This window comes from Pseudomonas sp. JS3066, assembly GCF_036328175.1.
Lineage (GTDB): Bacteria > Pseudomonadota > Gammaproteobacteria > Pseudomonadales > Pseudomonadaceae > Metapseudomonas.
In genome coordinates, this window is record NZ_CP143312.1 from 1,473,758 (window position 1) to 1,497,248 (window position 23,491).

Annotated in this window: 9 protein-coding genes; 3 read left to right on the top strand and 6 right to left on the bottom strand. The window is 63.7% G+C overall.

Annotation, left to right across the window (positions count from 1 at the left end; translation table 11 throughout):
• Position 1: 1 nt before the first annotated feature.
• A complete protein-coding gene (locus SA496_RS07030; protein ID WP_120651887.1) occupies positions 2 to 2,158 on the bottom strand; it encodes a type I secretion system permease/ATPase in 2,157 nt (718 codons plus the stop codon).
• A 22-nt stretch (positions 2,159 to 2,180) separates the two neighbouring features.
• Entirely contained in the window at positions 2,181 to 3,536 is a 1,356-nt protein-coding gene (locus SA496_RS07035) for a TolC family outer membrane protein (RefSeq protein ID WP_120651886.1), read from the bottom strand.
• A gap of 467 nt (positions 3,537 to 4,003) precedes the next feature.
• On the opposite strand from SA496_RS07035, the gene SA496_RS07040 reads away from it, so the two are divergent.
• Together SA496_RS07040 and SA496_RS07045 are read left to right on the top strand one after the other, a co-directional pair.
• On the top strand, positions 4,004 to 16,897 hold the full coding sequence (locus tag SA496_RS07040; RefSeq protein WP_330115202.1) for a retention module-containing protein: 12,894 nt from the start codon (positions 4,004 to 4,006) through the stop codon (positions 16,895 to 16,897).
• Between the two features lie 60 nt (positions 16,898 to 16,957).
• Positions 16,958 to 17,296 (top strand): tryptophan synthase subunit beta, encoded by a 339-nt coding sequence (locus tag SA496_RS07045; protein WP_120651883.1) that lies wholly within the window; start codon positions 16,958 to 16,960, stop codon positions 17,294 to 17,296.
• A gap of 93 nt (positions 17,297 to 17,389) precedes the next feature.
• On the opposite strand, the gene lapD is transcribed toward SA496_RS07045, so the two are convergent.
• The 4 genes from lapD to SA496_RS07065 all read right to left on the bottom strand — a co-directional run bounded on the left by lapD (position 17,390) and on the right by SA496_RS07065 (position 21,100).
• On the bottom strand, positions 17,390 to 19,336 hold the full coding sequence (lapD, locus tag SA496_RS07050) for a cyclic di-GMP receptor LapD (RefSeq protein ID WP_153917103.1): 1,947 nt from the start codon (positions 19,334 to 19,336) through the stop codon (positions 17,390 to 17,392).
• Between the two features lie 3 nt (positions 19,337 to 19,339).
• Positions 19,340 to 20,035: a cysteine protease LapG gene (gene lapG / locus SA496_RS07055; protein ID WP_256660985.1), complete on the bottom strand. Its 696-nt coding sequence runs from the start codon at positions 20,033 to 20,035 to the stop codon at positions 19,340 to 19,342.
• A gap of 65 nt (positions 20,036 to 20,100) precedes the next feature.
• Positions 20,101 to 20,502, bottom strand: a complete 402-nt coding sequence (locus SA496_RS07060; RefSeq protein ID WP_120651881.1) for a YbaN family protein — start codon at positions 20,500 to 20,502, stop codon at positions 20,101 to 20,103.
• A gap of 10 nt (positions 20,503 to 20,512) precedes the next feature.
• A complete protein-coding gene (locus SA496_RS07065) occupies positions 20,513 to 21,100 on the bottom strand; it encodes a UPF0149 family protein (RefSeq protein WP_120651880.1) in 588 nt (195 codons plus the stop codon).
• Positions 21,101 to 21,237: 137 nt separating this feature from the next.
• Here SA496_RS07065 and recQ point away from each other — a divergent pair, with 137 nt between their 5' ends.
• A complete protein-coding gene (gene recQ / locus SA496_RS07070; protein WP_120651879.1) occupies positions 21,238 to 23,361 on the top strand; it encodes a DNA helicase RecQ in 2,124 nt (707 codons plus the stop codon).
• Positions 23,362 to 23,491 lie beyond the last annotated feature (130 nt).

Consider the following 23,491-nt stretch of genomic DNA (forward strand, 5'->3'; position numbering starts at 1 on the left):
CTCAGGCGTTGCCCTGACCGATGTGGCCCTTGCGCAGGGCTTCGATCACCGTGTCCTTGGCCCCGTCGGCAACGATCTGGCCGTTGTCGAGCACTACCAGGCGATCCACCAGAGCCAGCATCGAACTGCGATGGGTGATGAGGACCAGCGTCTTGCCAGCCGACCAGGTCGACAGGCGCTGGCGCAGTTGTTCCTCGCTCGAGTTGTCCATCGCGCTGGTAGGCTCGTCGAGCACCAGCAGCGACGGGTCGAGCAGCAGCGCGCGAGCCAGCAGTACGGCCTGGCGCTGGCCGCTGGAGAGCAGTTGGCCGCGTTCGCCCACCGGCCGGTCATACCCTTGCGGGTGTTGCCGGGCGAGCTCGGCGACGCCGGTCACTTCCGCCACTTCCAGCATGCGCTCGTCATGGACGTGGCGTGCACCCAGGGTCAGGTTGTCGCGCAGGCTGCCAGCCAGCAGCGGCAGGTCATGGCTGACGTAGCCTATCTGCTGGCGCAGGTCGCCAATATCGGTCTGCCGCAGGTCGATGCCATCCAGCAGCAATTGGCCTTCGTCCGGCGCATAGAAACCGAGGACCAGGCGCGCCAGGGTGCTTTTGCCCGAACCGCTGCGGCCGATGATGCCGACACGTTCGCCAGCGGCAATGCGCAGACTGATCTTGTTCAACGCCGACGCGGCCTGCCCCGGATAGCGGAACTCGACATGGCGCACTTCCAGGTTGCCCTTGAACGTCTGGTGTTCCAGCGGCTGTTGGGTGGCCTCGCGCTCCTGTGGCAGGGCCATAAGCGCGTCCGTGGACTTCATGGTCAGTTGCGCCTGCTGGTAGCGGGTGATCAGTCCGGCGATTTGCCCGAGGGGCGAGAGCACGCGGCTGTTGAGCATGTAGCAGGCCACCAGGGCGCCGACGCTGAGGTTGCCGGCGATGATGCTGTAGACACCGGCGACGATCATCGCCAGGCCGGCGAACTGCTGCATGCACAGGGTGCCGTTGGTGGCCAGTGCGGACAGGAAGCGGGCGTGGCTGTCGAGTCGGGTCAGGGCGCCGTGAGTGTGCTCCCAGCGGTGCTGGCGCTCGCTTTCGGCGCCGCAGGCCTTGAGGGTTTCCAGGCCGGAAAGGGTTTCGATCAGCAGCGCCTGGCGTTCGGCGCCCAGGGTGAGGCTGCGTTGCACCGTGTCGCGCAGGCGCGTCTGGATGATCCAGGCGAAGATCGCGGTGAGCGGAAAGGCGAGAATCGGGATCACCACCAGTGGCCCACCGAGCAGGCCGATCACCAGCAGCATCAGCACCGAGAACGGCAGGTCGATCAGGCTGGTGAGCGTCACCGCGGTAAGAAATTCCCGCAGCCCCTGGAAGTCATGGATGCTCTGGGCGAACCCGCCGATGGTGGCGGGCCGTGCCTTCATCGACATGCCGATGATGCGCTCGAACAGCGTGGCCGAGAGCACCACGTCGGTCTTCTTGCCGGCGCTGTCCAGCAGGTTGGCGCGCAGCACCCTCAACAGAAGGTCAAAGCCGGTACCGATCAGCAGGCCGATGGTCAGTACCCAGAGGGTTGCGGTGGCCTGGTTGGGTACCACGCGGTCGTAGGTCTGCATCACGAAAAGCGGCACCAGCATGCCCAGCAGGTTGATCAACAGGCTCGCCAGCATGGCGTCGGCATAGAGCCAGCGGGACAGGCGAAGAGTGTCGCGGAACCAGGATTTCACCCGTGGCACCAGCGGTGCATGGGCTTCCTCCAGTTCGTGGCGCGGACGCGCGAACAGGGCCTGGCCGCCGTACTCCAGCGCCAGGATCTCGCGCGGCACCCATTGCTCACCGCCGTCGGCTTCGCATGGCAGGATCAGTGCGCGCTGGTCATCGAGCCGGGTCAGCACTGCACTTCGGCCGCCCTTGAGCAGCAACAGTAGCGGCAGGTTGAGTGGCGAGATGGATGCAAGTTCGCGACGCAGCAGGCGCCCTTGCAGGCCAGCGCGAGCAGCCGCGCGAGGCAGCAATTCGGCGGACAGGCGCTGGCCCGGCAGGGGCAAGCCACTGCTCAGACTGGAGCGGCTGGCCGGGCGGCCGTGCAGGCGACAGAGGATCAGCAGGCCGTCGAGCAGCGGATCGTCATGACCCTGGCGCGGGTCGCGGGGACTGTCAGTCCGCTCCATGGTGGTCATGGTCCTGAACTCCCATGCTGGCTCACTTCATGTCCGGCAGCCGGGCTTCGCTCTTCACTTCGGAAAGGGCGACGGCTTCGGCCGGGACAACGACTTTCTGGCGACGCAGCAGGTCGCCCATGGCCGAGATCACCCGGTACATGGAGAACTCTTCGGTGTAGCGCACTTCCACGTAACGGCGGTTGGCGGTGAAGAGTTCGTTCTCGCTGTCCAGCAGGTCCAGCAGGGTGCGCTGGCCAAGTCCGAACTGCTGCTGGTAGGCCTCGCGGACACGGGCGGTGTAGTCGGCGTAGGCGCGGGCTTCCGGGGTCTGCTTACGGGCGTTTTCCATGGCGTTCCAGGCCAGCGAGAGGTTCTCGTTGAGCACCCGCAGGGCGTTGTTGCGGATATCCATGGACTGGTTGATCTGGTGCGCTGCTGCCTGCAGACGGGACTTGTCACGCATGCCGTTGAACAGGTTGTAATTCATCACGACGCCGGCCCGCCAGGTGTTGTAGTGGCCCTCGTCGCCTTGCACGTTGTCGTCGGCGGTGGTGGCCAGCTCGGCATCGAGACGCGGGTAGAAGGGCGCCTTGGCCGATTCGTACTGGCTCTCGGCAGCCTGCACATCGGCCTGGGCCGATTTCAGTAAAGGGTTGCTATCCATTACGCCCTGGCGCGCGGCCAGCAGGTCGGTCGGCATTTCGCCCTTGATGCTGGTTGGTTCCACCAACTCGTCGGCGGGAACGCCGACGGCGCTGTAGAAATTGGCTTCCGCATCGGCCAGGTTCACTTCCTCCGTGTAGAGGTTGTTCTTGGCCAGGGCCAGGCGCGCTTCAGCCTGGTCGAAGTCGGCTGTGCTGCCCACGCCGCGTTCGCTGCGCAAGCCGATCTGGTCGTGGATGCGCTCGTGGGCCATCAAGTTGTTCTTTGCCAGGATCACCATCTCGCGGCGCTTGAGCACCTCCAGGTAAACCTCCACGGTGCGCAGCGCCAGGCTTTCGGCGGTACCCAGGGTGAAGTAGGCACGGGAGTTGACCACGGACTTGGTGCGCGCCACCTCGTTGGGCGTGTTGAAACCGTCGAACAGCATTTGCCGCAGCCTCAACTCGGCATCGCGGAAATTCAGGGTTTCCTTGTTGTGATCGCCGAGGGCACGGGTTGTCGGGTTGTCGGTTTGCTCCCGCCCCACACCGGTTATCAGGTCGACGGTCGGTAAGTACCCACCTTTGGCGACTTTGGCTTCTTCATCGGCGACCAGTCGATTCTGGGCGCTGGCGAGAAGCTCGGGGTGCTTGTCCAGAGTGCTCTGGATGGCGTCCGTGAGCGTCATGGCGTGGATTTGCGTGGTTGCCATGGCAAGCAGGATGCCGGACCACAGGGGGGTGAGAGTGCGCATTTCTTGTCGTTCTCCTTGTTAATACATTGCGTCCTGGCGCCGAAAAATTGGCGAAAATCCATATGAAACCGTTTCAGGCTTGTAACATCAGAGCTAAGAACAACTTTCAGTTTGGCTAAGAAGAATTTTTCACAACCTTTATCAGGAAAAATTCTTATGCACTCGTCGGAAATCCAAGACATCTTTTTGCCAGCAGATCGCATGTTTTGGGCCTTTCCGGACCCACCTGCGGTTGCGTAATGCGGTCAAGCACAAATCAAGAAACTCAGGGCGGGGTAAGTCCGGCGTAAATGGCCGTCGGCGGGCTGCGTGACGTTTTATTGACATTGCGTGGTTTTTTTGGCTTTTCCCGCTTCCGCTGATGCTTCTTCTCGTTCCCGTAGTTTTGGTTCGGACGTGCTGTGACCCCTCATTGACTGGGAACGGCGCTGTCCGTCTGGCAGCACGCGGTGCGGGAGGAAGGAGTCATGGCTGGATCAATCGGGGTCGTTCGGCAGGTCGTAGGGGAAGTCTTCGCAGTCGCTGCGGACGGTTCGCGCCGCTTGCTCACCGAAGGCGACCGGGTTTTCGCGGGTGAGCAACTGGTCACTGGCGCCCAAGGCGCGGTGGCCGTGGCTCTGGCCAACGGCCAGGAACTGGTGCTCGGCCGCGACAGCAGCATGCCGCTGAACAACGCGCTGCTGGCCGGAGCACCCGATGCGACCCAGCCCGGCACTGACAGCGCACCGGCCACTCCCAGCCAGCAGGACCTGACCGACGTCGAGAAACTCCAGGCCGCTATCGAAGCAGGCGTCGACCCGACCAAGGCCGCCGAGGCCACTGCAGCTGGTCCCGGTGGCGGCGCTGGCGGTGGTAACGCTGGTGGCGGCCACTCCTTTGTGCTGCTAGGGGAAACGGCCGGCAGCGTCGACCCCAACATCGGTTTCCCCACAGGTCCCATCGCCTTCGCCGTGGAGTTCCCGCAACCGGATACCGGAATACCTGACATCCCGCTGGTGGTTCCAGCAGTTGTGCCGGTCAACGGCGTACCCACTGCCGTGGTTGACACCCAGAGCGTCAGCGAAGGCCAGGACGGTGTGCAGGGCAATGTGCTGGACAATGACGATGGCGGTCCGGACCTGCCCACCACCTTCATGTCCTGGCAGGCCCCCGGCGCCATTGGAGGCCCCGGTGGCAGCTTGTTGCTGAACACTCCCTATGGCGTAGTGACCCTGAACCCCGACGGCAGCTACAGCTTCGTACTGAACAACGGCACCCCGGCGGTGGAGGGGCTCGCGGAAGGGCAGAGCGTCAACATCAGCGTTGGCTACGGCATACAGGACAGCAACGGTGACCAGAGCACCGCGAACCTGATCATCACCATCGTCGGCAGCAATGACATTCCCACGGTGGAAGTGAGCTTCCCTGACGCCGAGGGTGGTGTGGCCCAGGTCTTCGAGAAAGGGCTTGCGGACGGCAGCAGCGCGGGTGACGGCAGCACGGTCACCACCGGCAGCTTCACCGTGGCCGACTCCGACGGCCTGGCCAACCTGAAGACCCTCAGCGTCGGCAGCCTGACCGTGGACCTCACCACCAACGGTTTCGCCAGCCTGGTGGGACAAAGCTTCACCACCGCTCATGGCACCGTATCGATCACCGGCTACAGCGATGGCAGCTACAGCTTCAGCTACACCCTGACCGGCGCGACGGCCGATGCCGCCGGTCCGGAGACGGACGGCTTCCTTATTAATGTGGGCGATGGGCTGGCTACTGCCTCGGCCAGCGTGAGCATCGAGATCGTCGACGATGTGCCAACCGCCACCCCGGACAGCGGCAGCCTCACCGAGAATGGCGAGCCGTCGAGCCTGTCCGGCAATGTGCTGGACAACGACACCGGCGGTGCCGACCAGCCGAAGGCCTTCACCAGCTGGAACGGCGTGGCCGGTGCTACGCCCGGCGAAGGCGGCAGCCTGCTGGTGAACACCCCCTACGGCGTCGTCAGCCTGAACGCCGACGGCAGCTACAGCTTCGTGCTGGCCAACGGCTCGGCGGCAGTGGAGGCCCTGACCGAAGGCCAACAGGTGACCCTGCAATACGCCTATTCGATGCAGGACGGCGACGGTGACCCGAGCAACTCGACCCTGACCATCACCATCACCGGCAGCAACGACATCCCCACCATCGAAGTCAGCAGCCCCGATGCGGAAGGCGACCTCGCCCAGGTATTCGAGAAGGGCCTTACCGGTGGCAGCAGCGCGGGTGACGGCAGCACGGTCACCACTGGCAGCTTCACCGTGGCCGACTCCGACGGCCTGGCCAACCTGAAGACCCTCAGCGTCGGCAGCCTGACCGTGGACCTCACCACCAACGGTTTCGCCAGCCTGGTGGGACAAAGCTTCACCACCGCTCATGGCACCGTATTGATCACCGGCTACAGCGATGGCGCCTACAGCTTCAGCTACACCCTGACCGGCACGACAATCGATGCCTCTGGTCCGGAGACGGACGGCTTCCTTATTAATGTGGGCGATGGGCTGGCTACTGCCTCGGCCACGGTGACTATCGAGATCGTCGACGATGTGCCAACCGCCACCCCGGACAGCGGCAGCCTCACCGAGAATGGCGAGCCGTCGAGCCTGTCCGGCAATGTGCTGAACAACGACACCGGCGGTGCCGACCAGCCGAAGGCCTTCACCAGTTGGAACGGCGTGGCCGGTGCTACGCCCGGCGAAGGCGGCAGCCTGCTGGTGAACACCCCCTATGGCGTCGTCACCCTGAATGCCGACGGCAGCTACAGCTTCGTGCTGGCCAATGGTTCGGCGGCGGTGGAAGCCCTGACCGAAGGCCAACAGGTGACCCTGCAATACGCCTATTCGATGCAGGACGGCGACGGTGACCCGAGCAACTCGACCCTGACCATCACCATCGTCGGCAGCAACGACATTCCCACCATCGAAGTCAGCAGCCCCGATGCGGAAGGCGACCTCGCCCAGGTATTCGAGAAGGGCCTTACCGGTGGCAGCAGCGCGGGTGACGGCAGCACGGTCACCACCGGCAGCTTCACCGTGGCCGACTCCGACGGCCTGGCCAACCTGAAGACCCTCAGCGTCGGCAGCCTGACCGTGGACCTCACCACCAACGGTTTCGCCAGCCTGGTGGGACAAAGCTTCACCACCGCTCATGGCACCGTATTGATCACCGGCTACAGCGATGGCAGCTACAGCTTCAGCTACACCCTGACCGGCACGACAATCGATGCCTCTGGTCCGGAGACGGACGGCTTCCTTATTAATGTGGGCGATGGCCTGGCTACCGCCTCGGCCAGCGTGAGCATCGAGATCGTCGACGATGTGCCAACCGCCACCCCGGACAGCGGCAGCCTCACCGAGAATGGCGAGCCGTCGAGCCTGTCCGGCAATGTGCTGAACAATGACACCGGCGGTGCCGACCAGCCGAAGGCCTTCACCAGTTGGAACGGCGTGGCCGGTGCTACGCCCGGCGAAGGCGGCAGCCTGCTGGTGAACACCCCCTATGGCGTCGTCACCCTGAATGCCGACGGCAGCTACAGCTTCGTGCTGGCCAATGGTTCGGCGGCGGTGGAAGCCCTGACCGAAGGCCAACAGGTGACCCTGCAATACGCCTATTCGATGCAGGACGGCGACGGTGACCCGAGCAACTCGACCCTGACCATCACCATCGTCGGCAGCAACGACATTCCCACCATCGAAGTCAGCAGCCCCGATGCGGAAGGCGACCTCGCCCAGGTATTCGAGAAGGGCCTTACCGGTGGCAGCAGCGCGGGTGACGGCAGCACGGTCACCACTGGCAGCTTCACCGTGGCCGACTCCGACGGCCTGGCCAACCTGAAGACCCTCAGCGTCGGCAGCCTGACCGTGGACCTCACCACCAACGGTTTCGCCAGCCTGGTGGGACAAAGCTTCACCACCGCTCATGGCACCGTATTGATCACCGGCTACAGCGATGGCAGCTACAGCTTCAGCTACACCCTGACCGGCACGACAATCGATGCCTCTGGTCCGGAGACGGACGGCTTCCTTGTTAATGTGGACGATGGGCTGGCTACTGCCTCGGCCACGGTGACTATCGAGATCGTCGACGATGTACCGCAAGCCAAGGCCGATAGCGCCTCGGTCAGCGAAGGCGCAAGCGTGACCGGCAATGTGGTTACGGGCGCAGGGCTGGGGTCGGTGGCCGATGCCTTTGGTGCCGATGGGCGCCCGTCGCCGACCACCGGTGTGGTGGGCGTGCGTGCCGGTGGTGACACTTCGACACCGATTGCCGGCGGTGTGGGCGACAGCATCACCTCCGCCTTCGGCACCCTGGTGCTGCATGCCGACGGCAGTTACACCTACACCAGCCACGCCAATAGCCTGGCTCAGGCCGGCACGGTGGATACTTTCACCTACACCATCGTCGACGGCGACGGCGACTTCAGCACCACGACCCTGACCATCGATGTGTCCAACATCACCGTGGTGGGCGGCGTACAGGCTGGCTCGGACGATGATGTGCGAGAAGCCGCGCTTGGCTTCGGCAGCGAGCCGGCCAGCAATGACGAATTCGCCAGTGGCAGCCTGGTCGCCAATGGTGGAAACGGGCCCTACAGCTTCAGCCTGGGTGTTGGCGCCGGCAACGGCCAGTACGGCCAGTTGGTGGTCAACAGCAACGGCTCTTACACCTACACCTTGCTCTCCGCACCCAAGGTCAACCCCGGTAACAACGGCAACAACCTGCAGTTCACCGAAACCTTCACCTTCCAGGTGGTCGACGCCAACGGCAACACCGGCACCGGAACGCTCACCATCGACATCGTCGACGATGTGCCCAGTATCAGCGTGAAGGGGACGGAAGGATTCGATCTGCAGGTGGACGAAACCACGCTCGGTGTCGCCGACAGCAGCAACTTTGCTGGTGCCTTCCTGCCGGTCTTTGGTGCCGACGGTGCAGCCCTCAGTAATCCCATCACCTACAGCCTGGAAGTGAAGTCACCAGGTGTGGACAGTGGCCTGCGGGACACCGCGACGGGTAACAGCATCCTGCTGTTCAAGGAGGGCACGGATATCGTCGGGCGCGTGGTCGGCGGTGGGCAACTGGCCTTCCGCCTCAGCGTGGCTGCGGACGGCACGGTTACCCTGGAACAGTCGCGGGCAATCTTCCATACCCCCAATACCGGCCCGGACCAGGCCGTCGGCCTGTCTGATAGCGACCTGATCACCCTGACCGCCACCATCACCGACGGTGACGGCGACAAGAACAGCGCCTCCCTCGACCTGGGCAACGCCATCAGCTTCAGGGATGACGCACCCAATATCGATCCCTATGTGAAGGTCAGCCTCGACGACGACGCCCTGCCTCACGGCAACCCCTATGGTGTGGGCGACAATTCGCCGGATACCAGCAATACCAGCGGCATCATCGCCCATGACTTCGGCGCTGATGGCCCCGGTGGGATCGAACTGCAGGCCAGCGGCGCGCCCTACGGCTTCACCTACGTGGAAGTCGCAGGTGGCCTGGTGATCAAACAGGGCGACGTGACCGTCATCACCATCACCCTGGATAAGCTCACTGGCGCCTACAGCGTTACCCAGAACGCACCGATCATGCATCCCGAGGGAGATGACGAGAACGACCTGACCTTCGAGGTCGAGTACAAGATCGTCGACCGCGATGGCGACCGTGCTGGTGGTTCGCTCTACATCAAGGTGGATGACGACTCGCCTGTGGTCAGCACCAGTCCCGTGGTGCAACTGGATGACGATGCCCTTCCAGGTGGCAACGCTTATGGCATTGGCGACGTCTCGCCGGATACCGCGAATGTCACCGGCACACTGGGGCACAGCTTTGGCGCGGATGGCCCCGGTTCGGTCACGCTGCTAACCAGCGGCGCGCCCGCTGGGTTCAGCTATGAGAAGAGCGGCGACAATCTGTTGATCAAGCAGGGCGGCCTGACCGTCATCACCCTGGCCCTGAACTGGGCGACCGGTGCGTACAGCGTCGTTCAGAACAACCCGATCATGCATCCGGACGGGTATGACGAAAACGATCTGAGCTTCAGCATTGCCTACAAGGTGACGGATGCCGACGGCGATAGCGCCACGGGTAGCCTGATCATCAATGTGGACGACGATACACCCAAGGCTTATGCCGACAGCGCCAGCATCGTTGAAGGCAGCGTCTCCGCTACGCTGGGCGGCAATGTGTTGGACAACGATGCCGGCGGTGCCGACCAGCCGAAGGCCTTCACCAGCTGGAACGGCGTGGCCGGTGCCACACCGGGGGATAACGGCAGCCTGCTGGTGAACACCCCCTATGGCGTGGTCACCCTGAATGCCGATGGCAGCTACAGCTTCGCGCTGGCCAATGGCTCGGCGGCGGTGGAAGCACTGGCCCCGGGTGAGCAGGTAGTCCTGCACTACGCCTACAGCATGCGTGATGCCGATGGTGACGCCAGCGATTCGACCCTTACCCTCACGATCATTGGTAGCAACGACACACCCACGGTTGAAGTCGCTTTCCCGGAAGTCCAGGGGGGCATGGCCCAGGTTTACGAGAGGGGCCTACCGGATGGTTCCAGCGCCGGGGATGGCAGCACCCAGGTCAATGGCACATTCAGCGTTGGCGATCCGGATGGATTGGGCGATCTGAAGTCCATGAGCGTCGGCAGTCTCAATGTCGACCTCACCACCAGCAGCTTCAGCAGCCTGGTGGGGCAGGGCTTCACGACCGACCACGGCACGGTGCAGATCATCGGCTACAGCAGCGGCACTTACAGCTTCAGCTACACCCTGACCGAAGCCACCACCGATGCGGCCGGTCCGGAGACGGATGGCTTCCAGGTCAGCGTGAGCGATGGTGTGGCCAGCGCCTCCGCCACCGCGACCATTGAGATCGTCGATGACGTACCCAACGCCAACCCGGACAGCCGTGGCCTGACCGAAAACGGCAGCCCCGCGAGTGTCAGCGGCAATGTGCTGGACAACGACGTCGGCGGTGCCGACCAGCCGAAGACCTTCACCAGCTGGAATGGCGTGGTAGGTGCCACACCTGGGGATAACGGCAGCCTGCTGGTGAACACCCCCTATGGCGTGGTCACCCTGCATGCCGATGGCAGCTACAGCTTCGCGCTGGCCAACGGCTCGGCCGCGGTGGAGGGTCTCGACCAGGGCGAGCAGGTGACCCTGCAGTACGCCTACTCCATGCGGGACGCCGACCAAGACCCGAGCAGCTCGACGCTGACCATCACCATTACTGGCAGCAACGACATCCCGACGGTCGATGTCAGCACGCCCAGTGCTGGCGGCGACCTGGCCAAGGTCTATGAGAAAGGTCTGCCGGATGGTTCCAGCGCCGGGGATGGCAGCAACATCACCACCGGCAGCTTCACCGTCGCCGACTCCGATGGCCTGGCCAACCTGAAGACTCTCAGTGTCGGCAGCCTGACCGTGGACCTCACCACCAGCAGCTTCAGCAGCCTGGTCGGTCAGAGCTTCAGTACCGACCACGGCACGGTGCAGATCACCAGTTACAGCAACGGCACTTACAGCTTCAGCTACACCCTGACCGAAGCCACCACCGATGCGGCTGGTCCGGAGACGGATGGCTTCCAGGTCAGCGTGAGCGATGGTGTGGCCAGCGCCTCCGCCACCGCGACCATTGAGATCGTCGATGACGTACCCAACGCCACCCCGGACAGCCGTGGCCTGACCGAAAACGGCAGCCCCGCGAGTGTCAGCGGTAATGTGCTGGACAACGACGTCGGCGGTGCCGACCAGCCGAAGTCCTTCACCAGCTGGAACGGCGTGGTAGGTGCCACACCTGGGGATAACGGCAGCCTGCTGGTGAACACCCCCTATGGCGTGGTCACCCTGCATGCCGATGGCAGCTACAGCTTCGCGCTGGCCAACGGCTCGGCCGCGGTGGAGGGTCTCGACCAGGGCGAGCAGGTGACCCTGCAGTACGCCTACTCCATGCGGGACGCCGACCAAGACCCGAGCAGCTCGACGCTGACCATCATCATCACCGGTAGCAACGACATCCCGACGGTCGATGTCAGCACGCCCAGTGCTGGCGGCGACCTGGCCAAGGTCTATGAGAAAGGTCTGCCGGATGGTTCCAGCGCCGGGGATGGCAGCAACATCACCACCGGCAGCTTCACCGTCGCCGACTCCGATGGCCTGGCCAACCTGAAGACTCTCAGTGTCGGCAGCCTGACCGTGGACCTCACCACCAGCAGCTTCAGCAGCCTGGTCGGTCAGAGCTTCAGTACCGACCACGGCACGGTGCAGATCACCAGTTACAGCAACGGCACTTACAGCTTCAGCTACACCCTGACCGAAGCCACCACCGATGCAGCTGGTCCGGAGACGGATGGCTTCCAGGTCAGCGTGAACGATGGTCTGGCCAGCGCCTCCGCCACCGCGACTATCGAGATCGTCGACGATCTGTCCAAGGCTAAGGCTGACAGTGCATCGGTCAGCGAGGGCGGCAGCGTCAATGGCAATGTCGTCAGTGGTGCCGGTCTGGGATCGGTGGCCGATGTGTTCGGTGCCGATGGGCGTCCGTCGCCGACCACGGGCGTAGTGGGGGTGCGTACCGGTGGCGATACGACGACCGCGGCCTCCGGCAGTGTCGGCGTGCCCATCGATACTGGCCTGGGTACCCTGGTGCTGCATGCTGACGGCAGTTACACCTACACCAGCCATGCCAACTCGGTGGGCCAGGCTGGCGCAGTGGATACCTTCACCTACACCATCGTTGATGCCGATGGCGATCTCAGCACCACGACTCTGACCATCAATGTGTCCAACTACACAGTGGTCGGTAGTGTTCAGGCCGCCTCGGATCAGGATGTGCGTGAAGCCGCTCTGAGCTTTGGCAGCACGCCGTCGAGCAATGACGAATTTGCCAGTGGCACTCTGGTGGGCAGTGGCGGCAACGGGCCCTACAGTTTTAGCCTGGGTGTCGGGGCGGGCACCGGGCAGTACGGCCAGTTGGTGCTCGACAGCAACGGCTCGTACACCTATAGCCTGCTCTCCGCGCCCAAGGTCAATCCGGGCGATAACGGCAACAACCTGCAGTTCACCGAGACCTTCACCTTCCAGGTGACCGACGCCAACGGCAACACCGGCACTGGCATCCTGACTGTCAGCATTGTCGACGATGTACCTGATATCAGCGTGGAAGGGCTGGGTGCGCTGGGCGTGCAGGTGGACGAGACCGTCCTGAACCTCAATGCCAGCACCAGCTTCGCCGGGGCCTTCACGGCGGTATTCGGCGCTGACGGTGCGGCCGCCAGCAACGCCACCACCTATAGCCTGGACGTTAAGTTGCCTGGCGTGGACAGCGGCCTGCGGGACACCGCGACGGGCAACAGCATCCTGCTGTCCAAGGTTGGCTCGGACATCGTCGGCGTGGTCAGCGGCGGAGGACAGGTCGCCTTCCGCCTGAGCGTTGCCGCCGACGGCACGGTAACCCTGGACCAGCAGCGCGCAATCGTTCATTCGCCGGACAGCGGCCCTGACCAGGTGGCTGGCCTGTCCAGTGCCGACCTGATTACCCTGACCGCCACCATCACCGATGGGGACGGCGACAAGGACAGCGCGACCCTCGATCTTGGCAGCGCCATCAGTTTCCGCGACGACGCACCAGCCGTGTCCAGCAACGTCGTGGTCCAACTGGACGACGACGCCCTTCCTGGCGGCATCGCAGATGGCTCCGGCGACGACCCGGATTCGGCGAATACCACAGGCAGTGTCGGGTTCGACTTCGGTGCCGATGGTGCCGGCGATGTTCAGTGGCTGACCATGGGGGCTCCCGACGGCTTCACCTATCTGAAGTCCGGCACCACGTTGCTGATAAAGCAGGGCACCACCACGGTCATCGAGGTGACCCTGAACAGCTCCACTGGTGCATATGGTGTGACCCAGCTCGCGCCGATACAGCATGCACTGGCTGGTGAGGAGAACGACCAACTGTTCACCCTGACCTACAAGGTCACTGACAAGGACGGCGACTCCACCAACGGCACCCTGGACATCAAGGTCGACGACGATACGCCGCAGGGTAAGAGCGACAGCGCCGATGTGGCCGAGGGCAGTGGCCAGGACTTCAACGTGGTATTCGTGCTGGACTTCAGCGGCAGCATCGACAACACCGAGCTGAACACCATGCTGAATGCGGTGCGCAATGCCGGGCAGGCGCTGTTCGGCACCACCGATGGCGATGTGCGTATCCAGCTGGTGGCGTTCTCCGGTACCGCCGCGTCCTACCCGGTGGTGACTGATGTCACTGCCTTCACTAATCTGGTGAACAGCCTGAATCCGGCGGAAGGCGGTGCACGTCCGTTCTCCGGCAACACCGACTTCACTGCGGCCATCCAGCAGACCATGGCGGTCTATACGCCCTTGTCGAGCTGGAGCAACCAGGTCTTCTTCATCAGTGATGGCAATCCGAACGAGCAGACCGGTCCGGGCGACACATCCCTGACCTCGGCGGTGGCGACCCAGTGGAACAGCTTCGTCGATAACAACGGCATCAACGTCACGACCATCGGTGTGGGCAACGGTATCAATACCCCGCGACTGCAGGATGTGGACGTCGATGGCTCCGGCGCTCCCATCATGGTGAGCGCCTTCGAGGACCTGGTCGAAACCCTGGCCAGCCAGATCGTCGGCGGGGTGGTGTCCGGCAACGTCCTGCTGGGTAGCGACAACGCAGTGGGTGGCGGTGATGACGATGCCTTCGGTGCTGATGGCGCGGGCCGTATCCAGTCCATCCAGATCGGCGCCACCACCTACACCTGGAATGGGGCCAGTACGATCAGCCTGAGTACGGGAGGTACGCTTTCCGGCAGTCTGCTGAATGCAATCACCACACCCGGTGGCGGCAAGCTGAGTTTCGATTTCACCACGGGTGCGTGGACCTACGTCGCACCGAAGAACGTGGCCGCCGACACCAGTGAGAGCTTCACCTACAACATCATCGACAAGGACGGCGACCCGTCGAGCGCCTCGCTGACGGTGCGGATCGAAGACGCTTCGCCGGTAATCGGTCGAGTAGACGAGGATGAGCTGCCCAGTGGCATCACCGACGGTGACGCCCAGGCCACGGTGGTCACCGGAAACCTCGGCGAACTGCTGGTCGGCACTCCGGTTGGTGCGCAGTTCAGCGTGGCCGCGACCCCGCAAGCAATGCCCGTGCTGACGTCCGATGGTGTTGCGATCACTTACTCACGCGTGGATGACACCTTGGTTGCCAAGGCGGGTGCCGATACCGTGTTCACGTTGCAGGTGGCCAGCAATGGTGTTTACACCTTCTCCCTGTTGGGTGCGCTCGATCATCCCAGCGGCGCAGGTGGCGATGACCAGATACTGACTCTCAACCTGACGGGGGCGCTGCAGGCCAGCAACGGCAGCGGCAACCTGCCGTTGGCCGGCGACCTGCTGATTCAGGTGGAGGACGACATCCCCGCCATCCTGCAGACCTCGAATCTGGTGTTCTCCAACGGCGACAGCGTAGCCGGTGCTTCGGGTGTGTTCGTCTACAGCACTGGTGGAGACACCCGTGGCAGTGGGCCCTTCTCGGCATCTGACTCGGACTTCACAGCCATCAGTCTGAGCGGCACCGTTGGGGGCGTGGCGATTTCGTCCAGCGCAGTGACTTGGGTGTCCGAGTCGGCCACCAGTGCATCCTTCGACATTACCTTCAACTACGCTCCGAACCCGGCCAGTCCGGGAACGCTGGAACAGGCCAATGGCACGCTGACTTTCGACAAGGTCAACGGCACCTACAGTGTCGCGATGGATGAACCGATCCAGGGGTTCACCATCTTCAAGACCAGCACCTCATTGAGCATTACGGGCTATGAGGTCAACAGCACGGTTCCGGATTCGACGCAGCCGGCGGTCGCGGTGGTGGAGCTGGATAACGACTTCTTCGTGCAGTACACCAGCTATGCCGAACCTGGCGGCGGTACCGGCAGCAACAATCTGCTTGCCGGGACATCCACCACCTCGACCTTCACCGATGGTGAGCTCTTCAGCCAGGCCGCTTCCTGGGTCAGCGTGAGCAATTCGGACAACGGCGTGGCCGGGGACACGCTGGGCAAGGGTGAAGTCCTGGACCTCAACTTCTACACCAGCAACCCGAAAGGGAACCTGGGTGTGGAACCCAGCGCCCGGGCCGAAGGTATGTTCCTCAAGTTCGATGGGGTGAACGGAGAAGACCTGGTCGTGGTGCTCAAACTGGTCGGTGCCGGTGGTGCGAAAACTACCCGCGCGCTGGTGGTGAGCAGTGCTGACATCATGACGGCCAACAGTGTGGCGCTGGCGGCCTATGGCATCGTGCTGGACAACAATGACGGTGCCATCGTCATCGAGAAGAGCGACTTCAATGCTCCGGGCGAAAACTGGCAGATCTACGGCGCGCAAATCCTCACCAGTGTCGAAGGCATCAGCTCGTCGGCCGCCATCAACTTCAACTCCACCATCGGCGCGGGTGGTGCGTCGGATGTGAGCGACCGGGTGACGTTCACCTCGTCGGCAACTGACAACGATGTGCTCAAGGTGTCCGACGTGGGCTTCATCACGGCGGAAGCCAATACGCTGGATACCAGCCTGAACTTCCAGGTGGGCGTTCGCGATGCCGACGGTGACACTTCGCCAACCCAGGCACTGCAGGTGGACCTCGAGGCCAGTACAAACTTCGTCGGTACGGCCAGCGACGATGTGATCCAGGGTACGAGTGGTAATGACCATCTGACTGGGCTGGAAGGGAACGACGTGCTGGTTGGAGGTGCCGGCAATGACATCCTCGATGGCGGCTTGGGTACCGACACCGCGTCGTACTTCAATGCGGCCTCCAGTGTAGCGGTGAACCTGGCTCTGACCGGCCAGCAGAACACCGGCGGCGGTGGCCTGGATACGCTGATCGATGTCGAGAACCTGCTCGGCTCGCGCTTCGATGACGTGCTAGCCGGGAACAGCGGCAACAACGTGCTTGCGGGGAACGGCGGCAATGACCAACTGAGTGGTGGCGCCGGGGCGGACACCTTCAAGTGGCTGCCTGGCGAAACCGGCATCACCACCATCAACGATTTCACGCCGGGGGTGGACAAGCTGGACCTGTCGCAGCTGCTGACCGGTGAACACAGCAATGTGGGTAGCCTGGACGACTACCTGACCATGGCCTTCGGTGCCAACACCACCATCACGGTGGACAGCAACACTGCCGCAGCCGCAGGCGGCACCGGCCAGACCGTCGTGTTGCAAGGCGTGAACCTGATGGCGGCCTATGGGGCGCCGGATGCTGCGTCGGTGATCTCGCACATGCTCGATGATGGCTCGCTGAAGGTGGACGCCTGAATGTAATCGGGGCCCGTCTCGGGGCGGGCCTGAATCTGGAGTGGAACAGGGGAGGGACCTATGGTTTTCGTACAGCGTGATGAGAAGGGTCGGGTGCTGCGGGTGGAGCACGAACCCTTCGACAACATGACCCAGAGCATGCCGGCGAACGATCCGGAAGTGCAGAGCTGGTTCGCCAGCCGCAGCCTGCACGACCATCTGCTGTCCTTGCAGCACTCCGACCTGGAACTGGTACGGGTGGTCGAGGACCTTGTGCAGGTGCTGGTGACCCGCGGCGTGATGAGTTATATCGACTTGCCCGAAGCCGCGCGTCGCAAACTCCAGCAACGTGCATACGCCCGTTCGCAGGTGGTGGATCTGGGGGCGCTGGTGCCGGACGATTCGCTATTGCCGTATTGAGCGGTCGCCGCCGAATTTGTAGGAGCGAGCTTGCTCGCGAACAGTCCGAGCGCGATCTTTCGCGAGCAAGCTCGCTCCTACAGAAACACCCACTCACTCATGCCATGGAGCCGGTGCGCCGATCAGGCGGCCCATGGCGCCCTGGATTCCCAGTTCCCGCAGCACATCCAGTTCGCCCTGCGTTTCCACCATCTCCGCTATCAGCGGCAGGTCGATGCTGTTGGTGGCGCGGAACAGGGCTTCGATGAACAGGCGCTTGTCGCTTTCCTGATCGATGGCGCGAATGTAGGTGCCGTCGATCTTCAGGTAAGCCAGGCCCAGGTGGGCGAGGTTGCCGATCAGGCTGAAGCGTCCGCCGAAATGCTGCAGACCGACGCTGTAGCCGGTTTCACGGATCGCCTGGCAGACCTGGCCGAGTTCGTTGGCCGGTGGTAGGTGGCGTTCGTCCAGCTCCAGGGTGAGCAGTGTCGCCTGTTGTGGGTGGGCCTTGAGCAAGGCGAGCAGGCGTTCGCGGTGTTCTCCCGGCTGCAGGCTGACAGCGGACAGGCTCAGGGCGATGGGCGATTGCGTTTGCTGAAGGTGTGCCAGGCAATGCTCCAGCATCGCCAGGTCGAAGCGCGCGGCCCAGCCGAGGCGTTCGATCCAGGGCAGGAAACGACCTGCGGGCACCGCTTCACCCTGAGGGTCGAGCAGTCGCGCCAGCACTTTGTGGTGCAGGCTTTCAGCGGTATTGGCGCACAGGCTCACGGGTTGGAAGTAGAGGCGCAGCTTGCCCTTGTTCAGCGCCTCGTCGATCCACGCCCGCCAGTCGTGAAGGCTCTGTCCCGGCGCGACGTCGAAATCGTCCAGGCGCACCCAGGGGCGTTCCGTGCTCTGCGCTGCCTGGGCCAGGGCCTGGTCGGCGCGGCCCATGACGCGCTGGATGTCTTCTCCCGGCCGGTAGGCGGCGATGCCGAGCAGGGCGACCGGGCTGCGGTCACTGGCGCCGATCGCATGCAGGTTTTCCAGCTGGGCGGCGAGTGTTGCGGCCAGTTGCTCGGTGTCTTCGCCGGTGACGCCGGGAGAGAGCAGGGCGAATTCGCCGCCCCGGCTGCGCGAGGCCAGCCATTCCGGATTGCCTCGCTGTTGCACCAGGTTCTCGAGGATTTCCCCGACATCGCGGATAAGCGCGTCAGTACGCTGGCCACCGAGGCGCTGGTTGAGCCCACCAAGGTCGTTGACCCGCAGCAATAGCAGGTAGCCAGCGGCGTTCTGGTCATTGGGGACCAGTTGGTTGGCCAGGCGGATATCGAACTGCCGACGGTTGGCCAGGCCCGTGAGGCTGTCCTGATAGGCTTCTTCGCGAAGGCGTTCACTGCGCGCGGCTTCTTCGGCGAAAAGGTTGCGCAGCTTGTCCACCATCTGGTTCATCGCCAGCACTACGCGGCGCAGTTCCGGCGTACGGGGCACCTTGGGCAGGGCGAGGAATTCGCGACGGCTGATGGCTTCGGCCTGCTGCACCATGTTGTCCAGCGGCCGCAACTGGGTGCGCAGCAGCCAGCCACCGGCCAATGCGCTGACCAGGCCGCAGAGCAGCAGCCAGGCCAGGCTGCCAATGGCGCTGTCCCAGAGTTTGGCCAGGGCGAATTGCGGGTGGCTCAGCACTTCGACCCGCGCCGCCTGCTGCCAGCCACGCATGATCAGCGCGTCGCCACCCTGCGGTCGCAGGTTGACCAGATGGGCGAACCAGTTGGGTACCTGATCGCTGCTGGTGGTGGTACGGCGCTCGGCGATCACACCTCCATCGGGAATACGCACCACGCGAATGCTGGCGAAGTAGCCGCTATCGAAAATCGAACTGACCATCAGCTCGATCATCGCCGGATCGTCTACATGGGGCGTCATCGACAGGCCGAGCGCGGTGGCAGCGTCCTGGGCATGGGAGCGCAACTGGCTGAGCAGCTGTTCGCGGGAGCTTTCGACTCCCGCGAGGAAACTGCCGGCGAAGGCCAGTGCCAGCAGCAGGCAGATGGCCAGGAACAGTTGCTTGAGTAACGACATGGGCTAACCCTCTCCTATGGCGAAGCCTTCGGCTCTCATTTTTTTCAGCAGGTCCTGCCAGCGCGACAGTTTCTTGGTGTCGCCGGCACGCTTGGCTCCGGTGTAGAGGCCTTCGGCGTTGAAGGCGTACACCGGCAGCAGGTCGGTGCGCTGGGACGCTGGACGTATCTCGCCGATCAGGTTGTCCAGTACCAGGGGATCGGCGGTGGGGGTCTTGTAATAGGTCAGCACCATGTGCGCCTGGTTTTGGCGCAATGCCTTGACGTAGGTGATGCGTAACTTTTCGGCGGGTATGCCGAGGCGGCGCAGGGTGAAGTACTTGGCGATGGAGTAGTCCTCACAGTCGCCGGCACCCTTGACCAGCGCCTCGACAGGGGTGGCCCAGTAGTCGTTCTCGCGCCAGGTGCGGATGTCGTCGCTGAAGCGGAGCTGGCGGTTGAAGAAGCGGTTCGTGGCCGTGAGCTTCTCGGCCTCGGGCAAGTCGACGCTGGCCTGGATCAGCTCGCTCCAGGCGACGATGCGGGCTTTCGCCGGGCCCAGGTCGCCATAGCGTTTGGTGGCGTTCTGCAGGATCAGCTCGAAGTCCCAGTTGGCCAGCACGCTGGCCAGGCAGAGCAGCAGGCCAACGAGCAGGCAGCTGCCTTGCCATGCCAGCCACGAGGGGTGCCGCAGTCCGATTGCCGCCCACCGTTGCCGCATCAGCCGTCTCTCCGCCCAGGATGCTCAGAGTCTAGGCGGGAATCGATGATTTGCCGGGGCTGGTGTCAGTGGCTGCGCAGGGTTTTCTGGCGAAGGATGTAGATGCTCACCAGCACTGCGCTGGTGAGCATGAAGCCGCGCGCCCAGGGCAGGGGCACGAGGAGGCAGGAGAGGGTGATGCTGACCCACATCAGAAGCAGGGCATAGACCTTGCCCTTGAGGGGTATGCCCTGGCCTTCCAGGTAGTCGCGTATCCAGGGGCCGAGCTTCGGGTGTTCCACGAGCCAGAGGTAAAACCGCCGCGAGCTGCGTACAAAGCAGGCAGCGGCGAGCAGCAGGAAAGGCGTAGTGGGCAGTACGGGCAGGAAGATGCCGATCACGCCCAGGACGACGCTGAGCCAGCCGATGATCAGGAGGATCATGCGCAGCGCCGGGTGGCGCTGCTGCTGGATATCGCTATGCGCCATCCGCGCGGCCTTAGTGGTGGCGGGGCTTGAGCAGGGCAGGCTTTTCTTCCGGGGCGTTGCAGAGCAGGAACAGGGCGGTCAGCAGTTCAGGAATCTGCTCGATCATCTCGTCCACCAGGTCGCGATCCTTGGCGATGTCGGCAAATTCGGGCTGCTCGTCGAACAGGCCGGAACCCACCATGATCGGCAGCAGCAGTTCGCTGACTTCTTCCTCGGCGCTTTCGAACCAGGTTTCCTCGCGCAGGAACACGCCTTCCATGAAGCCGATGCACCAGCCGCGCAGGTCGGAGTCGTCCGGGTCCTCGCCCAGGTCCAGGTCGCAGGGCATCTCGGGGTCTTCATCGCTGGCCAGTTGACGGGCGATGTGGGCCTTGAGGGCCAGCAGGGTGGATTCGATCTCTTCGCGCTCGGCGTCGCTGCGGTAGTGCGGCGGCTCGGCGAACAGGGCGTCGATCCACTCGCGCTCGGGCACCTGGTCCGGGCAGATACACAGGGCGGTCAGGTAGCCATGGGTGGCCACATAGTCCAGAGCCTCCTCGTGCAGGTCATCGGCGTCGAGAAAAGCTTGCAGGCGGGACAGTTGCTCAGCGAAGGACATCGTGGGACTACCTTGAGGAATAAACGACGCTGGATTCTAGTCTAGTGCGAGGTTGGCGGCAAAAGGCGTGGGCGATGGGCGTGGCCATCTTGCCGGCGTGGCTGACGTATAATGCGCGGCTTGTTCCGGAGACCCCCATGCTCGACCAGGCACTGCGCATACTCAAAGACGTATTCGGCTACGACGCATTCCGCGGCAACCAGGCCGCGATCATCGAACGTGTGGCCTCGGGTGGCGATGCCCTGGTGCTGATGCCGACCGGCGGTGGCAAGTCGCTCTGCTTCCAGGTGCCGGCACTGCTGCGCGAAGGCCTGACGGTGGTGGTGTCGCCGCTCATCGCGCTGATGGAGGACCAGGTCGCCACCCTCGACGAACTGGGCGTGCCGGCCGTGGCGCTGAACTCCATGTTGTCGGCCGAGGCCCAGCGGGATATTGCCGAGCGTATTCGCCGCGGCGAGATCAAGCTGCTCTATCTCGCCCCCGAGCGCCTGGTGCAGCCGCGCATGCTGGCGTTCCTGCAGCGCCTGCAGATCGGCCTGTTCGCCATCGACGAAGCTCACTGCGTGTCCCAGTGGGGGCATGACTTCCGTCCGGAATACCTGCAACTGGGCCAGTTGGCCGAACTCTTCCCCAATGTCCCGCGCATGGCGCTGACCGCGACGGCCGACATGCGTACCCGTGAGGAGATGGTCCAGCGGCTGCACCTGCAGAACGCCGAGCGTTTTCTCTCCAGCTTCGACCGGCCGAACATCTTCTATCGCATCGTCGCCAAGGATCAGCCGCGCAAGCAGTTGCTGGGATTCCTCGCCGAACGTCGCGGCGATGCCGGCATCGTCTACTGCATGTCGCGCAAGAAGGTGGAGGAAGTGGCCTCCTTCCTCTCCGAGCAGGGCTTCCCTGCGCTTCCTTATCACGCGGGGCTGTCCAACGACCTGCGGGCTTATCATCAGAAACGCTTCCTCAATGAGGAAGGGCTGATCATGGTCGCCACCATCGCCTTCGGCATGGGCATCGACAAACCCAACGTGCGTTTCGTCGCCCACCTGGACCTGCCCAAGTCCCTGGAGGCCTATTACCAGGAAACCGGCCGCGCCGGTCGCGATGGCCTGCCGGCTGACGCCTGGATGGCTTATGGCCTGCAGGACGTGCTGTTGCTCAAGCAGATGCTGAGCAACTCCGAGGGCGACGAACGTCACAAGCGCATCGAGCAGCACAAGCTGGATGCCATGCTGTCCCTGTGCGAGGAAACCCGCTGCCGCCGCCAGGCGCTGCTGACCTACTTCGATGAAGTGCTGCCACAGCCCTGCGGCCACTGCGACATCTGCACGGACGGCGTACAGACCTGGGATGCTACCGAGCCGGCACGCATGGCCCTGTCGGCCATTCACCGCAGCGGCCAGCGCTATGGCGTCGGCCACCTGGTGGACCTGTTGCTGGGGCGTGACAACGAGAAAGTGCGCTCCTCCGGCCATCAGCATCTGTCCGTGTTCGGCATGGGCAAGAACCTCTCCGAAGGCGAATGGCGCACCCTTTACCGTCAGTTGGTCGCCCGTGGTTTGGCGGATGTGGATCTGGAGGGCTTCGGTGGCTTGCGTCTGACCGAGGCATGCCGCCCGCTGCTGCGGGGTGAAGTGCAACTGGAACTGCGCCGCGACCTGTCGACCAAAGCTCCCAAGCCGGCTGCCAGTGCCGCCAGCCAACTGGTGCGTGGCGAAGAGCGCGAGCAGTGGGAAGCCCTGCGTGCGCTGCGTCGCAAGCTGGCGGAAGAGCACAGTGTGCCGCCCTACGTCATCTTCCCTGATGCGACCCTGCTGGAAATGCTCCGCAGCAAGCCGCGCAGCCTGTCCGACATGGCACAGGTCAGCGGCGTTGGCGCGCGTAAGCTGGAGCGCTACGGGGAGGCTTTCCTCGAAGTGCTGAACGGTGTCGCCGAAGCCCCGCGGGCTGTCACCGACCTGCGGCATGAGCTGGTGAGCCTGGCGCGTGCGGGCATGACCCCGGCGCAGATCGCCCGCCAACTCAATTGCAGCGAAAAGAATGTCTACAGCCTGCTGGCAGAGACCATCGGCAACCAGCAATTGAGCCTGGAGCAGGCGCTGGACCTGCCGGAGGACCTGCTGGGTGAGATCCAGGACGCCTTCCTCGACGGCGAGGGCGAGCTGCCGCCAGTCGCGGAAGTGGCACAGGTGTTCGCCGGTCGCGTGCCCGACGGCGTGCTGCATTGCGTGCGGGCAGCCTTGCAGGCGGAATTCGAGAACTGAGTCGAGCGGGCAAGGCGAACCGTGGGGCCGGTCACGGTGCGCCGAAAAACTGGCGGTGCAAAACGACGAACTTGTGACGCAGTGCACGACCGGCTAATGTGCGTCAGAGGCCTCCGACAGAAGAGGTAGT

Excerpts from the sequence above, each read along its gene's own strand:
- SA496_RS07030 (WP_120651887.1), bottom strand. The coding sequence starts at position 2,158 with ATGACCACCATGGAGCGGACTGACAGTCCCCGCGACCCGCGCCAGGGT.
- SA496_RS07035 (WP_120651886.1), bottom strand. The coding sequence starts at position 3,536 with ATGCGCACTCTCACCCCCCTGTGGTCCGGCATCCTGCTTGCCATGGCA.
- SA496_RS07040 (WP_330115202.1), top strand. The coding sequence starts at position 4,004 with ATGGCTGGATCAATCGGGGTCGTTCGGCAGGTCGTAGGGGAAGTCTTC.
- SA496_RS07045 (WP_120651883.1), top strand. The coding sequence starts at position 16,958 with ATGGTTTTCGTACAGCGTGATGAGAAGGGTCGGGTGCTGCGGGTGGAG.
- lapD (WP_153917103.1), bottom strand. The coding sequence starts at position 19,336 with ATGTCGTTACTCAAGCAACTGTTCCTGGCCATCTGCCTGCTGCTGGCA.
- lapG (WP_256660985.1), bottom strand. The coding sequence starts at position 20,035 with ATGCGGCAACGGTGGGCGGCAATCGGACTGCGGCACCCCTCGTGGCTG.
- SA496_RS07060 (WP_120651881.1), bottom strand. The coding sequence starts at position 20,502 with ATGGCGCATAGCGATATCCAGCAGCAGCGCCACCCGGCGCTGCGCATG.
- SA496_RS07065 (WP_120651880.1), bottom strand. The coding sequence starts at position 21,100 with ATGTCCTTCGCTGAGCAACTGTCCCGCCTGCAAGCTTTTCTCGACGCC.
- recQ (WP_120651879.1), top strand. The coding sequence starts at position 21,238 with ATGCTCGACCAGGCACTGCGCATACTCAAAGACGTATTCGGCTACGAC.